The sequence below is a fragment of the Enterobacter cloacae complex sp. P43RS genome (genome assembly GCF_014930585.1).
Taxonomy (GTDB): domain Bacteria; phylum Pseudomonadota; class Gammaproteobacteria; order Enterobacterales; family Enterobacteriaceae; genus Enterobacter; species Enterobacter bugandensis.
This window is the reverse complement of the sequence record NZ_JADBRJ010000012.1, coordinates 68,727-88,030: the sequence shown is the minus strand read 5'-3', so window position 1 is coordinate 88,030 and position 19,304 is coordinate 68,727. Positions and strand designations below refer to the sequence as shown.

At 54.5% G+C, this 19,304-nt stretch carries 16 protein-coding genes; 4 read left to right on the top strand and 12 right to left on the bottom strand.

The features are described from left to right. Positions 1-110: 110 nt before the first annotated feature. From IM294_RS19440 to IM294_RS19430, 3 genes are all read right to left on the bottom strand, one after another. Positions 111-1,760, bottom strand: coding sequence for an alpha,alpha-trehalase (locus tag IM294_RS19440; RefSeq protein ID WP_028014741.1), 1,650 nt, complete (start codon positions 1,758-1,760; stop codon positions 111-113). 183 nt (positions 1,761-1,943) lie between these two features. Beyond that, positions 1,944-3,296 (bottom strand): glutathione-disulfide reductase, encoded by a 1,353-nt coding sequence (gene gorA / locus IM294_RS19435; RefSeq protein WP_126818605.1) that lies wholly within the window; start codon positions 3,294-3,296, stop codon positions 1,944-1,946. A gap of 71 nt (positions 3,297-3,367) precedes the next feature. Further along, positions 3,368-4,210: a 23S rRNA (adenine(2030)-N(6))-methyltransferase RlmJ gene (locus IM294_RS19430; RefSeq protein ID WP_126818604.1), complete on the bottom strand. Its 843-nt coding sequence runs from the start codon at positions 4,208-4,210 to the stop codon at positions 3,368-3,370. A 179-nt stretch (positions 4,211-4,389) separates the two neighbouring features. Between IM294_RS19430 and prlC the strand changes: the two genes are divergently transcribed. Then, positions 4,390-6,432 carry an oligopeptidase A gene (prlC, locus tag IM294_RS19425; RefSeq protein WP_126818603.1) on the top strand — a complete coding sequence of 681 codons (2,043 nt, stop codon included), beginning with the start codon at positions 4,390-4,392 and terminating at the stop codon, positions 6,430-6,432. A 7-nt stretch (positions 6,433-6,439) separates the two neighbouring features. Then, positions 6,440-7,192, top strand: coding sequence for a 16S rRNA (guanine(1516)-N(2))-methyltransferase RsmJ (gene rsmJ, locus IM294_RS19420; RefSeq protein WP_047367222.1), 753 nt, complete (start codon positions 6,440-6,442; stop codon positions 7,190-7,192). Positions 7,193-7,252: 60 nt separating this feature from the next. Here rsmJ and uspA read toward each other — a convergent pair whose 3' ends face one another. Further along, entirely contained in the window at positions 7,253-7,690 is a 438-nt protein-coding gene (uspA, locus tag IM294_RS19415) for a universal stress protein UspA (RefSeq protein ID WP_003861223.1), read from the bottom strand. A 283-nt stretch (positions 7,691-7,973) separates the two neighbouring features. On the opposite strand from uspA, the gene uspB reads away from it, so the two are divergent. After that, positions 7,974-8,309: a universal stress protein UspB gene (gene uspB, locus IM294_RS19410; RefSeq protein WP_003861224.1), complete on the top strand. Its 336-nt coding sequence runs from the start codon at positions 7,974-7,976 to the stop codon at positions 8,307-8,309. Positions 8,310-8,352: 43 nt separating this feature from the next. Here the strand turns inward: uspB and IM294_RS19405 are convergent, their stop codons facing one another. From IM294_RS19405 to pitA, 3 genes are all read right to left on the bottom strand, one after another. After that, positions 8,353-8,760, bottom strand: coding sequence for a hypothetical protein (locus IM294_RS19405; RefSeq protein ID WP_028014736.1), 408 nt, complete (start codon positions 8,758-8,760; stop codon positions 8,353-8,355). After that, entirely contained in the window at positions 8,738-9,127 is a 390-nt protein-coding gene (locus IM294_RS19400; RefSeq protein WP_048960798.1) for a polymorphic toxin type 44 domain-containing protein, read from the bottom strand. Before IM294_RS19400 ends, IM294_RS19405 begins: the two co-directional genes overlap by 23 nt. 174 nt (positions 9,128-9,301) lie before the next feature. Continuing rightward, the gene (pitA, locus tag IM294_RS19395) at positions 9,302-10,801 is read right to left on the bottom strand and encodes an inorganic phosphate transporter PitA (protein ID WP_028014734.1); all 1,500 of its coding nucleotides are present in this window, start codon (positions 10,799-10,801) and stop codon (positions 9,302-9,304) included. 228 nt (positions 10,802-11,029) lie between these two features. Between pitA and IM294_RS19390 the strand changes: the two genes are divergently transcribed. Next, on the top strand, positions 11,030-12,226 hold the full coding sequence (locus IM294_RS19390) for an NAD(P)/FAD-dependent oxidoreductase (RefSeq protein ID WP_126818602.1): 1,197 nt from the start codon (positions 11,030-11,032) through the stop codon (positions 12,224-12,226). 53 nt (positions 12,227-12,279) lie between these two features. Here the strand turns inward: IM294_RS19390 and IM294_RS19385 are convergent, their stop codons facing one another. From IM294_RS19385 to IM294_RS19365, 5 genes are all read right to left on the bottom strand, one after another. After that, positions 12,280-14,103, bottom strand: coding sequence for an integrin alpha (locus tag IM294_RS19385; RefSeq protein WP_041911866.1), 1,824 nt, complete (start codon positions 14,101-14,103; stop codon positions 12,280-12,282). A gap of 107 nt (positions 14,104-14,210) precedes the next feature. After that, positions 14,211-15,254: a fimbrial protein gene (locus IM294_RS19380; RefSeq protein ID WP_047367220.1), complete on the bottom strand. Its 1,044-nt coding sequence runs from the start codon at positions 15,252-15,254 to the stop codon at positions 14,211-14,213. Positions 15,255-15,265: 11 nt separating this feature from the next. Then, positions 15,266-17,773: a fimbria/pilus outer membrane usher protein gene (locus tag IM294_RS19375; RefSeq protein WP_193360382.1), complete on the bottom strand. Its 2,508-nt coding sequence runs from the start codon at positions 17,771-17,773 to the stop codon at positions 15,266-15,268. A gap of 37 nt (positions 17,774-17,810) precedes the next feature. Next, positions 17,811-18,494, bottom strand: coding sequence for a molecular chaperone (locus IM294_RS19370; RefSeq protein WP_126818601.1), 684 nt, complete (start codon positions 18,492-18,494; stop codon positions 17,811-17,813). Between the two features lie 55 nt (positions 18,495-18,549). Next, on the bottom strand, positions 18,550-19,104 hold the full coding sequence (locus tag IM294_RS19365; protein ID WP_045259397.1) for a fimbrial protein: 555 nt from the start codon (positions 19,102-19,104) through the stop codon (positions 18,550-18,552). Positions 19,105-19,304: the final 200 nt, after the last annotated feature.

The window sequence follows — 19,304 nt, the reverse complement described above, 5'->3', positions numbered from 1 at the left end:
CACCATGGGTAAAGGATGTTAAAAAGTGTTCACCATGTCCCCGAACACCTGTCTACCATGTCCCCGGACTGTACATCCCCGGAGGGGAGAGGGGCCAGATCGCACCCCTCTCAAGGCTCCCCATACAACCCAATCAACCGTCGCACCACGCCGTTCGTCCAGCCGAAGCCATCCTGTAGCGGATACTCCCCGCCGCCCCCTTCGCGCGGCGTACTGCTGGCGATGTGGTACTTCTCAATCAGCTTGTGGTGCGTCTTGTAGAAGTGGTTCACCGTATGCAGCCAGCTCCAGGCGATTTCATCCCCCAGCGAGTCGTTGCCGTACTGCTTGAACCCCTGAATCGCCATCCACTGCAGCGGCGCCCAGCCGTTGGGTTTATCCCACTGCTCGCCGGTTTCGTACTCGGTTGCCAGAATCCCACCCGGCGTCAGCAGACGCGCTTTTACCGCGTCAGATAAACGTTCTGCCTGCTCGTGCGTCGCCATTCCAACATACAGCGGCACAATGCTGGCGGCAGAAAACAGCGCCATCTGCTCGCGTCGCCAGTCGTAATCGCGGTAACAGCCACTCTCCTCGTCCCACAGATAGCGGTTCACCGCCGCGCGGCGATCGGTGGCCTTCTGGCGGAACAGCTCGGCCGTCTCTTTATCCCCTTTCGACGCCGAGATATTGGCAATCGCGCTCTCCAGCTTAAACAGGAAGGCGTTCAAATCGATGGGGATAAATTGCGTCGTGCGAATGCTGGCGAGCCGCGCCGGATCGCGCAGCCAGCGGGAGGAGTAATCCCAGCCAGACGCTGCTCCCGCACGCAGATCGCGATAGACCTCATTCGGCGGACGGCCCGAGTGGCGGGCGGTTTCTACGTCTTCAATCCACGATTCGTCGCGCGGGGTGTCACGGTCGTCCCAGTAGCGGTTCAGCAATGAACCGTCCGGCATGCGCACCGCGCTGCGGTAGGCCTGGTTAAGCAGCAGCGACTCCGCGCCGTCCATCCAGAAGGCATGCTCCATTTTGAGATGGTCGAGGTAACGCTTCGCGCCGCGCACGCCGTCCTCTTCAAACAGCTCCACCATCAGGGCAAAGACCGGCGGCTGCGAGCGGCTGAGATAATAGGTGCGGTTGCCGTTAGGGATATGGCCGTAGCGTTCGATCAGCCACGCGAAGTTATCCGCCATGCACTTCAGCAGATCGTTACGGCCACTTTCCGCCAGCCCCAGCATGGAGAAGTACGAATCCCAGTAGTAGGTCTCGCTGAATCGCCCGCCGGGCACGATATAGGCCTGCGGCAGCGCCAGCAGGGACGACCAGGGAATATGGTCCTGCGGTTCGCGCGTCAGGACGGGCCACAGGCTATCAATGTGCTCTTTCAGCGACAGGCCGGGGTCGGAGACATACTCCGTGCTGTAGGTTTCAGGCAGCCAGAAGTGGTTCTCAACGAACTGGCGCAGGTCGAAATCCCGGTGCCGTCTGACCTTACGGTAGCGGATCAGAATATCCAGCGGATCCATCTTCGGCGCGCAGTCGGGGAAGGTTTTGCTGTCCGCAAACAGCCGCGTCGACTGGACATGTTCGAACAGTTCAAGGTAGCGATCGGCGGGCGTCAGGGCATCGGAGGCGGGTAGCCCCTCGATCATTTCGGGTTCCGGCTCCGCCTCAATCATCTCATCCAGTTTTAACTCGCAGGGATCGGTCTCGTAGCGCAGCTCTTCTGCAATCTCGAATTCGATGTTCTCGGTAGCCTGTAGTTTCTGGTTGAACATGGTGATAGGGACCTCCGGTTGTGTGTTCTGAAGACAGGTTTCTCCGGGCGTCCTATAAGCGTAGACATTCGCTTCGGTAGATGTGGAGGGATATGTGCGGTAGATCACTCTTTTCGGAGCATTCGTTTTGCAACGATTTATGTATGTGAATAAAAAAAGCCCCTCCGGAGAGGGGCTTCTGCATTATCGCATGGTGACAAACTCTTCCGCCGCCGTCGGGTGGATCGCCACGGTGTTGTCGAAGTCTTTCTTGGTCGCACCCATCTTCAGCGCCACCGCAAAGCCCTGCAGGATCTCATCCATGCCGAAGCCGATGCCGTGGATACCGACAATCTTCTCTTCCGGGCCCACGCAGACCAGCTTCATGCGGCACGGCTGACGGTGAGAGGTGACTGCGGTATACATCGCGGTGAACGCGGATTTATACACTTTCACCTGGTCGTCGCCGTACTGCTCGCGCGCCTGCGGCTCGGTTAAGCCGACGGTGCCGATTGGCGGGTGGCTAAAGACCACGGTCGGAATATTGCTGTAGTCCAGATGTTCGTCCGGCTTGTTGTTGAACAGACGCTCGGAGAGACGACGGCCCGCCGCAACGGCCACCGGCGTCAGTTCAACCGCACCGGTGTTATCACCGACGGCGTAAATGCCCGGTACGCTGGTGTTCTGGAACTTATCGACGACGATGTAGCCTTTTTCGTCGGTTTTCACGCCGGTCACCGCCAGGTTAAAGCTGTCGTTCGCCGGTTCACGGCCAATCGCCCAGATCAGGCAATCAACGGTCTGGCTGCGGCCATCTTCCAGCTCAAGGGTCAGGCTGCCGTCCGCGTTTTTAACGACCGCTTTTGGCACGGCGTTGGTGTGCAGGGTTGGGCCTTCGGTGTTCATCACTTCAACCAGCGTATCGACGATCAGCGGGTCAAAGCTGCGCAGCGGTGCGTGTTTACGCACGAACAGGTGCGCTTCTGCACCCAGGCCGTTAATCACGCCAGCCAGCTCTACCGCGATGTAACCTGCGCCCACAATGGCCACGCGCTGAGGCAAGGCAGGCAGCTCGAAGAAGCCGTCGGAGTCGATACCGTATTCCGCGCCCGGAATATTCGGGTGGCTCGGGCGGCCGCCGGTGGCGATCAGGATATGATCGGCGGTGATCGTCTCGCCGTTCACTTCGATCGTTTTCGCGTCCACAAAGCGGGCGAAGCCGTGAATCACGTCGACGTTATTTTTGCCCAGCACGTTGTCGTACGAGGTGTGAATGCGGTCGATGTAGGCGGTACGGCTGGCGATCAGCTTGTCCCAGTCGAAATTGTTGATGGTGGTGTCAAAGCCGTAGTCCGGACCGTACATATGGATCGCTTCACGGATTTGCGCCGCGTGCCACATCACCTTTTTCGGTACACAACCCACGTTCACGCAGGTGCCGCCCAGCGCTTTGGCTTCAATCAGCGCACATTTCTGGCCGTACATGGCCGCGCGGTTGATGGAGGCGATGCCGCCGCTGCCGCCGCCGATTGCGATGTAGTCATAATGCTTAGTCATAGCTTTTGTCCTTAATCGTGAATTGCCGCGATTGTATACCTGAAATCAATAGTTTCCACCGATGGCTGCAATTACTCCGGCACGATCCAGCTGACGGTGGCGTGGCCCGTTCCGGCTGGCACCAGCGTTTTGTGCAGCCACGGCAGCACGTTGTTCATCTGCGCTTCGAGTTTCCACGGCGGGTTAATGACGATCATGCCGGAAGCAGTCATGCCGCGCTGGTCGCTGTCCGGGCGTACCGCCAGCTCAATCTGCAGGATTTTACGAATGCCGGTCGCCTCAAGATCTTTGATCATGCGCTTGATCTGCGCGCGCAGCACCACCGGGTACCACAGGGCATAGGTTCCGGTCGCAAAACGTTTGTAGCCTTCGTGAATGCCGGTCACCACCGCCTGATAGTCGGTTTTGATTTCGTACGGTGGGTCGATCAGCACCAGGCCGCGACGGGAAACCGGCGGCAGCTTGGCTTTCAGCTGCAGGTAGCCGTCGGCTTTGTCGACGCGGGCGCGGTTATCTTTCTGAAACTCCGAACGCAGCAGCGGAAAGTCGCTCGGGTGCAGTTCGGTCAGCTGGAGGCTGTCCTGCTCGCGCAGCAGCTGGCGGGCAATCAGCGGTGAGCCAGGGTAGTAGCGCAGCTGGCCGTTGCGGTTGAAGTGATTCACCACGCCAATGTAAGGCTCCAGCTCGGCGGGCAGGTCGTCCTGCTGCCAGATGCGGGCGATGCCCTCAAGGTATTCGCCGGTACGCTCGGCATGCTCGCCGCTCAGCTGATAACGGCCCGCGCCCGCATGGGTGTCCAGATAGAGAAACGGCTTCTCTTTCTCTTTAAGCGATTCAATGATCAGGCTCTGAACGGTGTGTTTGAGGACGTCGGCATGGTTGCCAGCGTGGAAGCTGTGGCGATAACTGAGCATGGGTAATGGTATTCCGCTGAATTGACGATTTGCCACAGTTTACAGCAGAACGGCACAGATTACCCGCAGGCCCGGTAAGCGCAGCTATTGAAATCCTCTACACTTAACCCCATTACTGAAAACAATATGCACAGCGCCGGATGCGCGCTTCATTCACCTATTTCAACAGGACAGCGTTTATGACCAATCCATTACTGACGCCTTTTTCGTTGCCACCGTTTTCTAAAATCCTCCCTGAGCATGTGGTTCCAGCCGTTACCCAGTCGCTGGACAACTGCCGTGCGGCGGTAGAAAGCGTGGTTGCGCAGGGCGCGCCGTACACCTGGGAGAATCTGTGTCAGCCGCTGGCCGAAGTGGACGACGTGCTGGGGCGTATCTTCTCTCCGGTAAGCCACCTGAACTCGGTGAAAAACAGCCCGGAACTGCGTGAAGCCTACGAACAAACCCTGCCGCTGCTCTCTGAGTACAGCACCTGGGTCGGCCAGCATGAAGGGCTGTACAAAGCCTACCGCGACCTGCGCGACGGCGACCATTATGCCGAACTGAACACGGCGCAGAAAAAATCGGTCGATAACGCCCTGCGTGATTTCGAACTGTCCGGTATCGGTCTGCCAAAAGAGAAGCAGGTTCGCTACGGTGAAATCGCTGCGCGCCTGTCCGAACTGGGTAACCAGTACAGCAATAACGTCCTTGACGCCACCATGGGCTGGACGAAGCTGATTACCGACGAAGCAGAGCTGGCGGGAATGCCGGAAAGCGCCCTGGCGGCGGCGAAAGCCCAGGCCGAAGCGAAAGAGCAGGAAGGCTTCCTGTTAACGCTGGATATCCCGAGCTATCTGCCGGTGATGACCTACTGCGACAACCAGGCCCTGCGTGAAGAGATGTACCGCGCCTACAGCACCCGCGCCTCCGATCAGGGGCCGAACGCGGGCAAATGGGACAACAGCCCGGTCATGGCGGAAATCCTCGCCCTGCGCCACGAGCTGGCACAGCTGCTGGGCTTCGACAGCTACGCGGATAAATCCCTCGCCACCAAAATGGCCGAGAACCCGCAGCAGGTGCTCGACTTCCTGACCGATCTGGCCAAACGCGCCCGTCCTCAGGGTGAGAAAGAGCTGGCCCAGCTGCGCGCCTTTGCGAAAGCGGAGTTTGGCGTGGACGAGCTTCAGCCGTGGGATATCGCGTACTACAGCGAAAAACAGAAGCAGCACCTCTACAGCATCAGCGACGAGCAGCTGCGCCCGTACTTCCCGGAAAACAAAGCCGTCAACGGCCTGTTTGAAGTGGTGAAACGCATTTACGGCATTACCGCTAAAGAGCGTACTGATATTGACGTCTGGCATTCGGACGTACGCTTCTTCGAACTGTATGACGAGAAAAACGAACTGCGCGGCAGCTTCTACCTCGATCTCTACGCGCGTGAGAACAAGCGCGGCGGGGCGTGGATGGACGACTGCGTGGGCCAGATGCGTAAAGCCGACGGTTCCCTGCAAAAACCGGTCGCCTACCTGACCTGTAACTTCAACCGTCCGGTAAGCGGCAAGCCTGCTCTGTTCACCCACGATGAAGTGATCACCCTGTTCCACGAGTTCGGTCACGGCCTGCACCACATGCTGACCCGCATCGAAACCGCCGGCGTCGCCGGTATCAGCGGGGTGCCATGGGATGCGGTCGAGCTGCCAAGCCAGTTTATGGAAAACTGGTGCTGGGAGCCGGACGCGCTGGCGTTTATCTCCGGCCACTATGAGACCGGCGAACCGCTGCCGAAAGAGTTGCTGGATAAAATGCTGGCGGCGAAAAACTACCAGGCGGCGATGTTCATTCTGCGTCAACTGGAGTTCGGCCTGTTCGATTTCCGCCTGCACGCCGAGTTCAGCCCGGAGCAGGGGGCGAAAATCCTCGAAACGCTGGCCGAGATTAAAAAGCAGGTTGCCGTTATTCCAGGGCCAACCTGGGGCCGATTCCCGCACGCGTTCAGCCACATTTTCGCGGGCGGCTACGCGGCGGGCTATTACAGCTACCTGTGGGCCGACGTGCTGGCGGCGGATGCCTTCTCTCGCTTCGAGGAAGAGGGGATCTTCAACCGCGAAACCGGCCAGTCGTTCCTTGACAACATCCTGACCCGCGGCGGTTCTGAAGAGCCAATGGTGCTGTTCAAACGCTTCCGTGGCCGCGAGCCGCAGCTGGATGCGATGCTTGAGCATTACGGGATCAAAGGCTGATTGTTACGTGAAGATCTGCTTAGTGGATGAAACGGGCGCCGGAGACGGCGCCTTATCTGTTCTGGCGGCCCGCTGGGGGCTGGAGCACGATGAAGAGAACCTGATGGCGCTGGTAATGACGACAGCACATCTCGAATTACGCAAGCGCGATGAACCGAAGCTCGGCGGGATTTTTGTCGACTTCGTTGGCGGCGCGATGGCGCACCGGCGTAAGTTCGGCGGCGGTCGCGGCGAAGCGGTGGCCAAAGCGGTTGGGATTAAAGGAAGCTATCTGCCGGACGTGGTGGATGCCACCGCGGGGCTGGGGCGCGATGCGTTTGTGCTGGCGTCTGTCGGCTGTCATGTGCGGATGCTGGAGCGTAATCCGGTTGTCGCCGCGCTGCTCGACGACGGACTGACGCGAGGCTATGCGGACCCGGAAATCGGCCCGTGGCTGCAGGAGCGTTTGCAGCTTATCCACGCGTCAAGCCTGACGGCGCTGACGGACATCACCCCGCGTCCGCAGGTGGTCTACCTCGACCCGATGTTCCCGCATAAGCAGAAAAGCGCGCTGGTTAAGAAAGAGATGCGGGTATTTCAGTCGCTGGTGGGGCCGGATTTAGACGCAGATGGCCTGCTGGAGCCGGCTCGTCAGCTCGCGACGAAGCGGGTGGTGGTGAAGCGCCCGGACTACGCGCCGCCGCTGGCGGACGTTGCGACTACTAACGCGGTGACCACGAAAGGACATCGGTTTGATATTTATTCGGGTACGCCAGAATAAAAAAAGCCGGGTGGCGGCTTCGCCTTACCCGGCCTACTTTCAGTGCCGCTTTTTTTGCACTTACTCGTCTTCTTCGTCGCGCAGCGGAACAATCAGCATGTCCACGTGAACGGTGTTAATCAGCTGGCGTGCTGAAGACATCAGCTTGCTCCAGAAGTCCTGATGGTGACCGCATACCACCAGATCCATATCGTATTTCTTAATCGCATCAACCAGCACCTGACCCAGGTCGCCGCTGCCGCTCAGGGTTTCGGTGATCGGATAGCCCGCGTTGGTGGAGAGCTCGCTCAGCGCGTGATGCGTTTCTTCAGAGATGCGTTTCTGCATATCGCCCAGATTGACGTCGATCAGACCGGTGTAGAGGTCGGAGTAATTCACATCAACGTGAATCAGGGAGACTTTCGCGTTGTAGGGACGTGCCATAGATACCGCTTTATCAACCAGCACTTTGCTCTCCGGGGAGAGATCTACCGCGATAAGAATGTGTTTGTAAGCCATAGTGTTACTCCTTCCTTAAGTTATCGATGACTAAATGGGAAAGCCGTCGTCTGATGCTTTCATTACGGCCCAGTTAAACATATTTTTCAAGCTTTGGTGTTGATAACGATTAACCTTGTGGCAAAAAAATTAACGGATCTCCTACACTATTTAATGAGCCGTTCGGATATTAAAACGCGAACCGGATCGACTTTTAGTCATTCTTTCACTGAACTGTCTGTCAGGGCATTGGGGTGCGGTAGCTCAGGAGCCTTGCTTCGTGGGCGGACGCCGGGGAGGATGTATGATTAGCACCGTCGCATTGTTTTGGGCGTTATGCGTAGTTTGCATAGTGAATATGGCGCGCTACTTCTCATCGTTACGTGCGCTGTTAGTGGTACTTCGTGGTTGCGATCCGTTGCTGTATCAGTATGTGGACGGTGGAGGGTTCTTCACCTCGCATGGACAGCCCAGCAAGCAGATGCGTCTGGTGGGGTATATCTACTACCAGCGCTACCGCGATCATCACGATGAAGAGTTTATCCGTCGCTGCGAGCGTCTGCGTCGTCAGTTCATTTTGACCAGCGCCCTGTGTGGGCTGGTCGTGGTCAGTATGATTGCGTTGATGATTTGGCACTGAGTACCACAGCAGGCGGGGATAACCCCGCCTGCTTTCCTCTGGTTCAGGGCTTCACTGAGAACCGCAGATTGGAGATATTGGTCTCAATCGAAATAACCTTCCCGCTATAGGCGATATTAACGTGTCCGTTTGTATCAATGCTGGCCGCAGTGATTGTACCCGTACCTTCAATGACAGGATGCTTCATTGCCAACTGATGGATAATGTCGGTGTCTTTCCCTGTTATCTTTTCCGAGAGATAGTAACGGTAGATTGTGGGTACGGTGGCGCCACCCTGATTGTTCACGGTCATATAGAGCCAGACGCTGTCAGATAATTTATAAACGCGTTGAAGTTTATCGCCCTCTTGCTGGTTGGGCTGGTGGTTGAGCCACACAAATCCAATGACCAGAGCCAGAAGCGAAACAGTAACAAGGCGATGAATCCATTTAGTAGCCGTTTTGAATGGCATACGCTATTCCTTCTCTGATATTGCGTTGGTCCGTTGGATCGTCCCCGTAAGGCGGCTTTTCGTGCCATTTTCCCCATTCAGGTTTTGACGTGCCAGCACGGCCTTGAGCCCAACCAGCGCCCATAAGAAGGATGTTTGCAGGTATGCCTGCTGCAGTTCCGGCGGCTCCGAAGTTGAAATTACCAAATGCAGCAAAATAAGGGTCGAATTTTTTGTAATCCCAGGGACCACCATTTCGGACTTTTTGGTAGAACCAGTAATACGTTGAGGGAGTGGCCATGTTACGCGACATGCCATGGAGACGTGCTTCACGCATATTATTTGCTATAACCATTGAGCCAGGTCCTGAAATTGGGACAGAAGCCATACATTCTCCTTTGCCTGGTTTTTCTTCTGGCCGTCATCATAGTGTTATTTTCGCAACTCTTTTGAGCAAAAAATGTTCAGAAAATCCTAATGTTATAAACTGTTGGATTGCAAATAACAGCCATAAAAAAAAGCGGGTCAGTTTCCTGACCCGCTTTTTGTCGCCTTCAGCCAATTAAATCAGCTTCAGCGAAATCCAGTACAACCCGCCTGACAGCAGGATAGAAGCCGGAAGCGTAAACACCCAGGCCATCAGAATGTTGGTCACGGTTTTGCGCTGCAGACCGCCGCCGTCAACAATCATGGTACCTGCCACGGACGAGGAGAGTACGTGGGTGGTGGATACCGGCATACCGGTGTAGCTCGCCAGACCGATAGACACTGCCGCCGTCATCTGCGCGGACATACCCTGCGCATAGGTCATGCCTTTCTTACCGATCTTCTCGCCGATGGTGGTCGCCACACGACGCCAGCCAATCATCGTACCGATACCCAGCGCCAGCGCGACGGCCATGATGATCCAGATTGGCGCGTACTCAATGGTATTGAGCATATCGCTTTTCAGTTTCTTCAGCAGACGCTTGTCGTCACCATTCACCTCTGGCAGCTTCGCGACTTTATCGGTCACGTCGGAGATACAGAGCATGATACGACGCAGCTGACCACGCTGTTCAACGGCCAGTTTATCGTAGCTTTCGATGTTGCCCAGCATACCTTTGGCACGTTCCAGCGCGTTAATCGCATTAGCCGGATGGCAGTGGAATTCGCCAGGCGCGGTGGTGGCACCGGCTTCCGGAGAAGGGATCAGCTGGTCAACGCCGGTCGCTTTTTTCAGCAGCTCAGGGTGCTGCTGGAAATAGGTTTCAACGTTGTTGACCGCATCACGGGTACGGGTGATTTCGTAACCCGAGGCGTTCATATTCACCACGAAGCCCGCCGGTGCGACACCGATCAGAACCAGCATCACCAGACCAATGCCTTTCTGCCCGTCGTTCGCGCCATGAGAGAAGGCCACGCCGATAGCGGAAATGATCAGGGCGATACGCGTCCAGAATGGCGGCTTTTTCTTGCCGTCTTTCTTCTCACGCTCTGCTGGCGTCAGGTGGATACGCGCACGTTTCTTCGTGTTGCTCCAGTAGCGACGCAGGATGAAAATCAATCCACCCGCAACCACCAGACCCACGATAGGAGAGACGATGAGAGAAGCGAAAATGCCCAGTACTTTAGGCAGATTCAGCGCATCAACAACCGATGTCCCGGTCATCAGGGCGTTGGTTAACCCGATACCGATAATCGCGCCAATGAGAGTGTGAGAGCTGGATGCAGGCAGGCCAAAATACCAGGTACCGAGGTTCCAGATAATGGCAGCAAGCAGCATTGAGAACACCATGGCGAGGCCATGACCGGAACTCACGTTAAGCAGCAGATCCGTTGGCAGCATATGCACGATCGCATACGCAACGCTCAGTCCGCCCAGGAGGACACCAAAAAAGTTAAATACCGCCGCCATAACAACCGCAAGCTGCGATCGCATTGCGCGAGTGTAGATAACCGTTGCTACTGCGTTTGCAGTGTCGTGGAAGCCGTTGATCGCTTCGTAAAACAGTACAAAAACCAGAGCAAGCAATAGTAAAAGCCCGGTATGTAAATCCAGGCCGGCAAACAAATGTAGCATAGGACGTTACGCCATTTTGAGGACATGAACGCGGCGCATTATCCAGGACAAATGCGCAACGGGCAAAGTGAAATATAGACTTTTTTTGACATACCACCTGATTTGGGAAAAGTGCCTGAAAGGATAATCGTTAAATTTCAATGGAATGGCTTTGTAATATCTTTTTACGCTGGTGTGACCACAGAGGAAACTTTACAATCCGCGGCAGTTAACGAAGAGGGTTTTGACGTGGAAAGGTTTGATGCCGTGGTTATTGGCGCCGGTGCGGCGGGTATGTTTTGTGCGGCGATGGTCGGACAGGCGGGTCGTCGCGTGCTGTTGCTGGACAACGGGAAAAAGCCAGGCCGCAAGATCCTGATGTCAGGCGGCGGGCGCTGCAACTTCACCAATCTTTATGTCGAACCCGCGGCCTATTTGAGCCAGAACCGTCATTTTTGTAAATCTGCGCTGGCGCGTTACACCCAGTGGGACTTTATCGACCTGGTGGGTAAGCATGGCATCGCGTGGCATGAAAAGACGCTCGGGCAACTGTTCTGCGACGACTCCGCGCAGCAGATTGTCGATATGCTGGTGGCCGAGTGCGAAAAGGGCGGGGTAGTGATGCGCCTGCGCACTGAAGTGCTGGAGGTGGCCCGCGACGAGCAGGGGTACACGCTGCAGTTGAATGGTGACACCGTCAGCGCCGATAATCTGGTGATCGCCAGCGGCGGTCTGTCGATGCCGGGGCTGGGCGCGTCACCGTTCGGCTACAAGATTGCCGAGCAGTTTGGCCTGAAGGTGCTGCCAACCCGCGCCGGGCTGGTGCCGTTCACGCTGCATAAGCCGCTGCTGGAACAGCTTCAGACGCTGTCCGGCGTCTCTGTTCCCTCCGTTATTACTGCCGAAGACGGGACGGTATTCCGCGAAAACCTGCTCTTTACCCACCGCGGTCTCTCCGGCCCGGCGGTCCTGCAAATCTCCAGCTACTGGCAGCCGGGGGAATTTGTCTCGGTGAATCTGCTGCCGGATAGCGATCTGGACGCGTTCCTCAACGAACAGCGCGCCGCGCACCCGAATCAGAGCCTGAAAAATACCCTGGCGATGCTGCTGCCGAAGCGTCTGGTGGAGTGTTTGCAGGGGCTGGGGCAAATCCCGGATGTGTCGCTCAAGCAGCTTAACAGCCGCGAGCAGGAAGCGTTGGTAGAGACGCTAACGAACTGGCGCGTTCAGCCAAACGGCACCGAGGGGTATCGCACGGCGGAAGTGACGCTGGGCGGTGTCGACACGAATGAGCTTTCCTCTCGCACGATGGAAGCGCGTAACGTACCGAGGCTCTACTTTATTGGCGAAGTAATGGACGTAACCGGCTGGCTCGGCGGATATAATTTCCAGTGGGCGTGGTCGAGCGCCTGGGCGTGCGCGCAGGCGCTGCAAAATGCGCAATAAATTGCCGGGGAGTCTCCTCCCCGGCGGTGTTGCCCATTCAGATGATGTAAGCATTAATCCGGTATAGCGTAATCCGCAATGCGGAAGGTGACCTTACCCGTCCAGGTGTTATCACGGTAAGAACCAATGGCGAGACTGTCCTGAGTGAAGCCATTGAAGCTCCCGGCCGCAATGGACGCGCCGAATTTTTCATACTGATTTTTACCCCAGTAGACTTTCGCAACGCCTTCTCTCACCAGCGTATTAATATTGATCATGCCTTCTTCATCGTCAGCGTAGTCATCCAGGCTTTTACCGCCGTTGATGACATACACGGCGCCCACCTGCGTGCCGCTGCCGTTTACCGCATTCGGATCGCCGATCACCAGGTCTTTTTTACCGTCGCCGTTCAAGTCCACATTACCGAGAATGCTGTTCCCGAACCCTGCCAGCTTGCTGCCAGGCCTGTCGGCGTAAATAGCATAGCCATCGTGTACGCTAAATGTTTTGTTGTAGTTCAGCCGGGTGTGCGCCGCATCGAGGAACAGAGACGATGGCAGCTTACTGCCGTCGGCCTTACCTTTAATAATCCAGACCAGCCCGGAACGTTTTTTATCAATACCCATGTCGGCAGGGGCGCTAATCGCAAAAGCGTTAGCGTGAGCATTCAGGAAATTACCTAATGGCGTAATGGTGCCGTTATTGGGCTTATCCTGCGTATACGCGCTATGATCGTTACTTCCTTCACCTCCGCCGGACTGACCACCCAGGAAAGCCGCCCCCATACCGTGAATGCGGGTTGCCTGCGTCGAGTTTAGCGAGGCGATGTCGAGATTCCCCTGGTTGAAGCTGCTGCCGTAGACGAGATAGGCCGTGCCGCGGCCATCAGTGCCGCTGTTCTCTGATTTACGGCCTTCATTGACCGATTCCGGGTCGACGATCAGGTAATCACTGAAGCCGTCGCCGTTAATATCCCCGACATCGCTGATCTGCTGCCCAAGGTTGTAGTTAAGGGGTTTATCCGGACCGTTGGTGGCGGTCATCTGCGGACGAATATAGGCGCCGGTCGCGGCAGGGATCTCCCAGTCGCCCAGGTTGTTGCGCTTAATATCAATGTTCTGCCACTGATCGCCTGGCTTTTGAGCGCCGTAGATAATGACGGCGCCGCCGCGTCCGCCCGTGCCTTCGATATCGCCGATAGCAAGATCGACCATCTTGTTAGCCACGGCAGAATTTTTATATTTAATTGGGCCTACCGCGGCGCCAAACCAGCCGCCGGTATTCGCATTGCCTGAAGAATTCACCGTACGGATGCGAATACCCAGGCGAGCGTCGCCGTTGTCGATATCATTGAGGTCAATCTGATTAGAAAGACGCGCGCCGGTACGGTGATGCGGTCCGCCCCAGATAATATAGACCTGATCATGCCAGTGGGAGGCGATGACTAAATCATCATATCCATCGCCGTTAATATCACCTATTTTACGTACCGCGACGCCCATCCATTTTGTCGTCACTGAGCCAGGCTTATTCGCTTTATTGCTGTGGATAATTTTAAGCGCGTTTTGCGGATCGAATTCACCTACGTTATTGACTTGCTGCATGGGTTTCCCACCGGAAGTCCCGAAAATGACGTACGCGATCCCTTTTGCGCCATCCCCCCAGGGGGCCGTAATGACAATATCTTCACCCGCGATATGCGAACCATTGTCCTTATCGGAAAACTTACCGATCGTGGTCATCGTCATACCGAAATAGTCTTTTTGTTTTTCACCCTTAATAGATACAGGGACAGAATAAGGCTCGATATCGCTGGCGATAACCTGTGATGCTGTGATGCCAGTACCTGATAAAGCTGCAACGCAAAGCGCTACACGCGTTTTCGTTTTGAGTTTCATAGTATATATCCTTATACAAATCCATTTTTCATACCCGGCAACTCATTTGTATAGCGCTATGTGTTGCCGGGAAATAAGAGGTTTCTACGCTGTATTAAGTTTTTTCTTTATTTAAACTCGAAATCCAGCGTGGATGTGGCTTCAAATTTTCCCGGTTGTGGAGACTTTTCTCCTTGTTGGACAGGTGTTGCTATAATAGTGACATTCCCCTCCTGCGTTGGTACGGCCGAACTGCTGCCATCAATTTTATTCCCGTTGTGTTCAAGTTTTATCCCTAAATCATTGCGCTCACCTTCATCATTATGGGTCTTGATAAAACCAGAGCCATTAAAATCGGACGCGCGGAACTTAATACTCACCTTGCTTTCATCTTCAGGATTTTTGCAAGTCACACGAATATCCACGCTTTTTTGCTTACCGGTGGCCTCGGGCTTAAATTCATTCGCGGTAATACTGCCAAACGGGACCTTGATGGTTTGCCCGTCATTAATCATGCATTGTGGTGGAATATCAATTGACAGTTGGAAATTAAGTGTGACAAAAGGTCTGGAGGTGTCATAACTCCCCGTCTGTTTTTTGGCAAAAATGGTCACTAATTCCTGCATAGGAATATCAATGCGGCCTGAAGGAAGCGGTTTAGTTAATTCCAGAGAGACAGTCCCGCTGGAGCCGGTTGCGAACAGAGTATGGTCGTTTTTATCATCACAGTTATTTGTCGCAGGACGTCCATTATCAACACCGGCGGTATTACTCAAATCAACCGGGATATACCGCAATTCATCCTCGCCACCAAGAACGACATTTATACCGATATTAATACCCTTTTCCGCATCCAGAGGATAATAGATAAAGTCTGCGTTACGTTTGCCGCCTCCTGTGCCCAGTTTCGTACTGGTAAATCGAAATAAGATACTTTCTGGCACGCTGGAGTCCTGACAGAGGCAGATACCATTAAAATTACCTTTATTATTCCATGTGGATTGGGTTGTGCCGGGTACGTCGTCGGCAGTAAGGTTTTCGATAATATCAAACTTGTGCGCCTGGCCAGATACGGTTGATGTCGGCCAGCAGCTTCCTACAACATCAGCATAAGCTGGCGCGCCCATCAATCCCCCTGCTGCCAGGCACGCGAGTAACGTTAATTTTTTCATTTTTAATTCCTTTATTTATTAACGGATGATTTGCAGGTCTGCGTTAACTGCACAATTCCGCTAATCGTGGGTTCCTGGCCAGAAAGCTGATAGTGAACCTGGCAACGCTGATCGGGTTTCTTACCCCAGCTCACGTCTAACGTCCCTTTTTCCGCCATCCCGGTGAGGAATACGCTGCCTTCATCACCCACAATGCTGGTGGTTGTATTCTGAGAAACAATGGCACCGAACGGAACGGGTTTGCCCTGCGCATCTTTCAGCGTCATCATCAGGCGTTTACCCACCGCCGTGGTGAAACGTGCCCGAACGATAGCCCCCCGGGTGGGAACGACTTTATGGCTGTTACTTTCCAGCTCGACATCGTCAGGTAATGTATCGGGACGCAGCTGGATATTGCTCTCCTGATAAGGTGTCAGGTAAGGCACCACCGCATAGCCCCAGGGGTCGGTGCGCACGCCAGTGTGGTTACGGACGCTGACACCTGCGGCATCCGGCGCTTCAACCAGAGCGACCGTTTCACCCAGCGACTGCGCCAGCGTGACGCCATGAGGATGAACCAGCACGCCCCCGCGCAGGCTGTAATTCAGCCGCTGCGCGTCCCGGCTATAGCCATACCCGGCGCCAACCTGCGCATAGCGTCCGTTATAGCTAAGCGAGGCATCGCTGCTGTTTGCCTGGCTCCCTGGGTTGATATTCTGCTGTACGCTCCAGTTCAGGTTATTGTCCTCAAGGGCGCTGCCGCTCAGGGAAACACTGTGGCCTGGCGAGCGTTTTTCCGCCGCAGAGAAGGTGTAACCGGCACGTGTGGAGCGGAGCCATTTGTCCAGAGGGACGCTCACGCTCAGGCTGAACAGATTGTCCTGGTTATAGAGACGCTGGTTATCCTCTTTTGTCACGTTCAGATAGTGGTTGTAATTCAGGCTATAGCTGATCCCGTTCCAGCTGTTGCCATAGCCCAGCGTGGCGGAGGTCGTGCGTTTTTGGCTCGTGTGGTAGTCCTCGCTGACCAGCATGGCGGAGAGATAGCCGAGGCTTTCTCCCAGGTTTTGGTTTAGCGTCAGTTCTGTACGGCTACGGCGTCGATCCAGGCGCGAGGGTTGCGAGTGATAGCTGCTCAGGGTTTCACCGAGCGTGTAGAAATCGGACGTCGAGTAGCGATAGCCCGCAATCGCAACGTTAGTGCCGGTAGACAGCAAATTTTTGTTATAGCGCAGGCGTAGCGACTGTCCCCGGTTTTTTTCTGCCTGTTTAGTGGTGGCCCAGGCCTGGGTAATATCAAATGACAGTGCGCCAAAATCGCCCATGTTTTTACCCATGCCAAAAAGCAGGGACTGATATTGACTGGCAGCCTGCATGCCTCCGTATATCGAGGTTTCCCACGGCAGACCGTAAATCAGGCTCCCTTGTGAAAACAGGGCATTCTCAGCATCGCTGCTGCTGGAACGATAGCTGCCGCTAATGACTTCATATTTGTATTGCCCTTCCCGCTGCATAACCGCTAACGACGCGTAAGGCACTAAAGAGACTTGTTCGCTGCCATCCGCCTCTTTCACCACAACTTTCAGCTCGCCGCTGCTGCCGAGGTAAAGATCGTTGATGACAAATTCACCGGGCGGGACATAGCTTTGATAAATGCTGTAGCCGTTCTGAAAAATAGTGATCTGGGCATTAGTACGAGCAATACCGCGGATCACCGGCGCATAGCCTCGCAGGCTGCCCGGAAGCATCTGTTCATCCGAGTAAAGCTGAACGCCGCGAAACGGGGTGCCATCAAAGACTTCTGCGGTAGAACTGTTATCCCCGACAATCAGCTGGCTATTCAGAGCGCTGATATCACGCTGCAGATAGGTATAAACCGATTCCCAGCGCCCAGCTTGCCCCTGGCTGTTACTCCAGGTCGAGAAATTGCGTAAACGCCAGGGTCCAACGTTCAGTCCCGGACGCAGGCTGAGGTACTGGCTATCGGTTCCCGTCCCGTTGTGCGAGGTCCACGTGGCGCCGCTGTAGTTGTAGCTGAGCATCAGGCCCGGAATACCCTGTTCCCGACGCGCAGGATCGATGTAGCCGTGAGCGTGGCTGTCCAGGGCCGCCTGGGGAATGCTGAGCCTTAACGCCTGCTCGCTGAAGTCAAATTCGCTGCTTGCGAGAGGGATCGCCGACAGATTCGCGCAGCCCTGGGTATCGTCCCGGAGCAACGGGAATGCCGCCGTTTTAACACCAAACGACTGGAGCGTCTCCTCGCTGAGGCACGGTGCGAGGATATTTTTATGCTGCGCGTTCTCTTCGAGTCGAAACGTGATATCGCGCGTGTCGAACATTTTATTGTTAAGAAACAGGTCAACACGATAAACGCCGGGTGTCTGGCTCTCTTTGTTCTCAAAGAGAGAAAGATCGACGGCGGTACGCGGCGCGCCACCCGTTTCCAGAAAGGCCGGGTCGAAGTAATCACTGGCGTATAATGCGCTGGGTAAAATCCAGGCAAAGCAAAGCGCTGGACGAATGCCCCAAAATATAGTCATGAAAAAATATCCCTGTGAGGTTATTGTTTTAAAATCATTATTCTATTTTTTGTGTGATTAACTGGCTGTTGCCGCCATAATCATTGATATATTTCCATTGCACGGTGGCATTGTTTTTCAAAAGCGTGTTCCTGAGCGTGAATGTTGTGCTGCTTTTAGGCGCGAGCATGTCAATCTCTGACCATGCTTTGTTATTGATCTTCACCTCCGCAAAGGAAATGTAATAAGACGAGTTGTTGCGTACAATGAGTTCGTTATTTTTAACAGACCATTGCACTTTCTTACTAATATCCGTGGGTTCATCCATTAAATTTGACGGACGATAAAATAATTTGATCCGGGTATTTACCGCTATCTGCAGTTTATTAATATCCTCTCTGGAAGAGGAGGGGATCGATTTTACGTTGATCCAGAAAAGCGACTCGCGATCCTGCGGTAAAGGCGCGCCGTTATAGATAATACGTAGCGCGTTGGACTTACCTGCATCCATGCGAAAAAGCGGTGGCGTCACAATAAACGGGGCTTTGGTGCCCTGTGAATCTTTGCCTTGTACCCAGCTCTGTACCAGGAACGGGCTGGCAGTATTATTTCTGACTGTAATATTGCTCTCTTTCTTGTCCGCATGATATACCACCCGCGTATTGGATAAGGTCACACTGGCGTGTGACATACAAGAGCCAAAGAGCAGAGCCAGCAGCGTCAGATAGCGTTTCCTTAACATAAAACGTCCTTGCGTTCCGGGCTGTTATTCATTGCCCGGAACTGAGTTGAATGATTTATTTATAGATAATGGTGTAATCCGCAACCGCATCTGCCTTACCGGCGGTCACAGCATCCAGGGATGCTTTATAACGGGCTGAATACAGCAGGGTGGCTGCCCCCGTGGTGCCATCACCGGTAATAGGAACAAATTTATTCGGGTTGTCGCCCAGTTTTAACGATGTTCCATCTTCATTCAGGAATTCAATACCCAAACCCGTTGCGGCGTCGCCACCGGTTTTAAGCGCGAGCAGATTATTATCATTAGCATCATAGGCACCGCCAAATCGTGCTCCGGCTGATTTAAGGACGGCGGTATCGCAGTTAGACAGTTCTATCTGGATACGGTGAATACCCGCAACGTCACCTTTTTCTTTAAATGCTGAAGACGAGATGGTACCCATATCGATCGTTGGGTTCCCGCCCTGACCGTTAATATCGACATCACAGGTGCTCGCGGTAATCATACCCGTGAATTCAATCGTCCCTGCGCCTTTACCTGGCGCTGCATGGCTGGAAGGACTGGCAATTGCAGCCAATAAAAATCCCATGGTAATAACGGATTTATTCATTTTTTAAAATATTCCTCAGTGTGTAAAAGGTAGAAAAGTATTATTTCGGGTTAGTCACTCGAAAGCGTTGTTGTGGTCACGGGATGTGGATATTCCGCTAATATGAAACATTAAGGTGGATATTCATCATCGCTTACCAGTCCATGTGAAAAACTTCCATCACAAGAAGTCTGAATATTTTTCTGGGTCAGGTTAACAAG

What these genes read in the sequence shown, in the direction of transcription:
- IM294_RS19440 (WP_028014741.1), bottom strand. Translation starts at nt 1,760, where the DNA reads ATGTTCAACCAGAAACTACAGGCTACCGAGAACATCGAATTCGAGATT.
- gorA (WP_126818605.1), bottom strand. Translation starts at nt 3,296, where the DNA reads ATGACTAAGCATTATGACTACATCGCAATCGGCGGCGGCAGCGGCGGC.
- IM294_RS19430 (WP_126818604.1), bottom strand. Translation starts at nt 4,210, where the DNA reads ATGCTCAGTTATCGCCACAGCTTCCACGCTGGCAACCATGCCGACGTC.
- prlC (WP_126818603.1), top strand. Translation starts at nt 4,390, where the DNA reads ATGACCAATCCATTACTGACGCCTTTTTCGTTGCCACCGTTTTCTAAA.
- uspA (WP_003861223.1), bottom strand. Translation starts at nt 7,690, where the DNA reads ATGGCTTACAAACACATTCTTATCGCGGTAGATCTCTCCCCGGAGAGC.
- uspB (WP_003861224.1), top strand. Translation starts at nt 7,974, where the DNA reads ATGATTAGCACCGTCGCATTGTTTTGGGCGTTATGCGTAGTTTGCATA.
- IM294_RS19405 (WP_028014736.1), bottom strand. Translation starts at nt 8,760, where the DNA reads ATGCCATTCAAAACGGCTACTAAATGGATTCATCGCCTTGTTACTGTT.
- IM294_RS19400 (WP_048960798.1), bottom strand. Translation starts at nt 9,127, where the DNA reads ATGGCTTCTGTCCCAATTTCAGGACCTGGCTCAATGGTTATAGCAAAT.
- pitA (WP_028014734.1), bottom strand. Translation starts at nt 10,801, where the DNA reads ATGCTACATTTGTTTGCCGGCCTGGATTTACATACCGGGCTTTTACTA.
- IM294_RS19385 (WP_041911866.1), bottom strand. Translation starts at nt 14,103, where the DNA reads ATGAAACTCAAAACGAAAACGCGTGTAGCGCTTTGCGTTGCAGCTTTA.
- IM294_RS19380 (WP_047367220.1), bottom strand. Translation starts at nt 15,254, where the DNA reads ATGAAAAAATTAACGTTACTCGCGTGCCTGGCAGCAGGGGGATTGATG.
- IM294_RS19375 (WP_193360382.1), bottom strand. Translation starts at nt 17,773, where the DNA reads ATGACTATATTTTGGGGCATTCGTCCAGCGCTTTGCTTTGCCTGGATT.
- IM294_RS19370 (WP_126818601.1), bottom strand. Translation starts at nt 18,494, where the DNA reads ATGTTAAGGAAACGCTATCTGACGCTGCTGGCTCTGCTCTTTGGCTCT.
- IM294_RS19365 (WP_045259397.1), bottom strand. Translation starts at nt 19,104, where the DNA reads ATGAATAAATCCGTTATTACCATGGGATTTTTATTGGCTGCAATTGCC.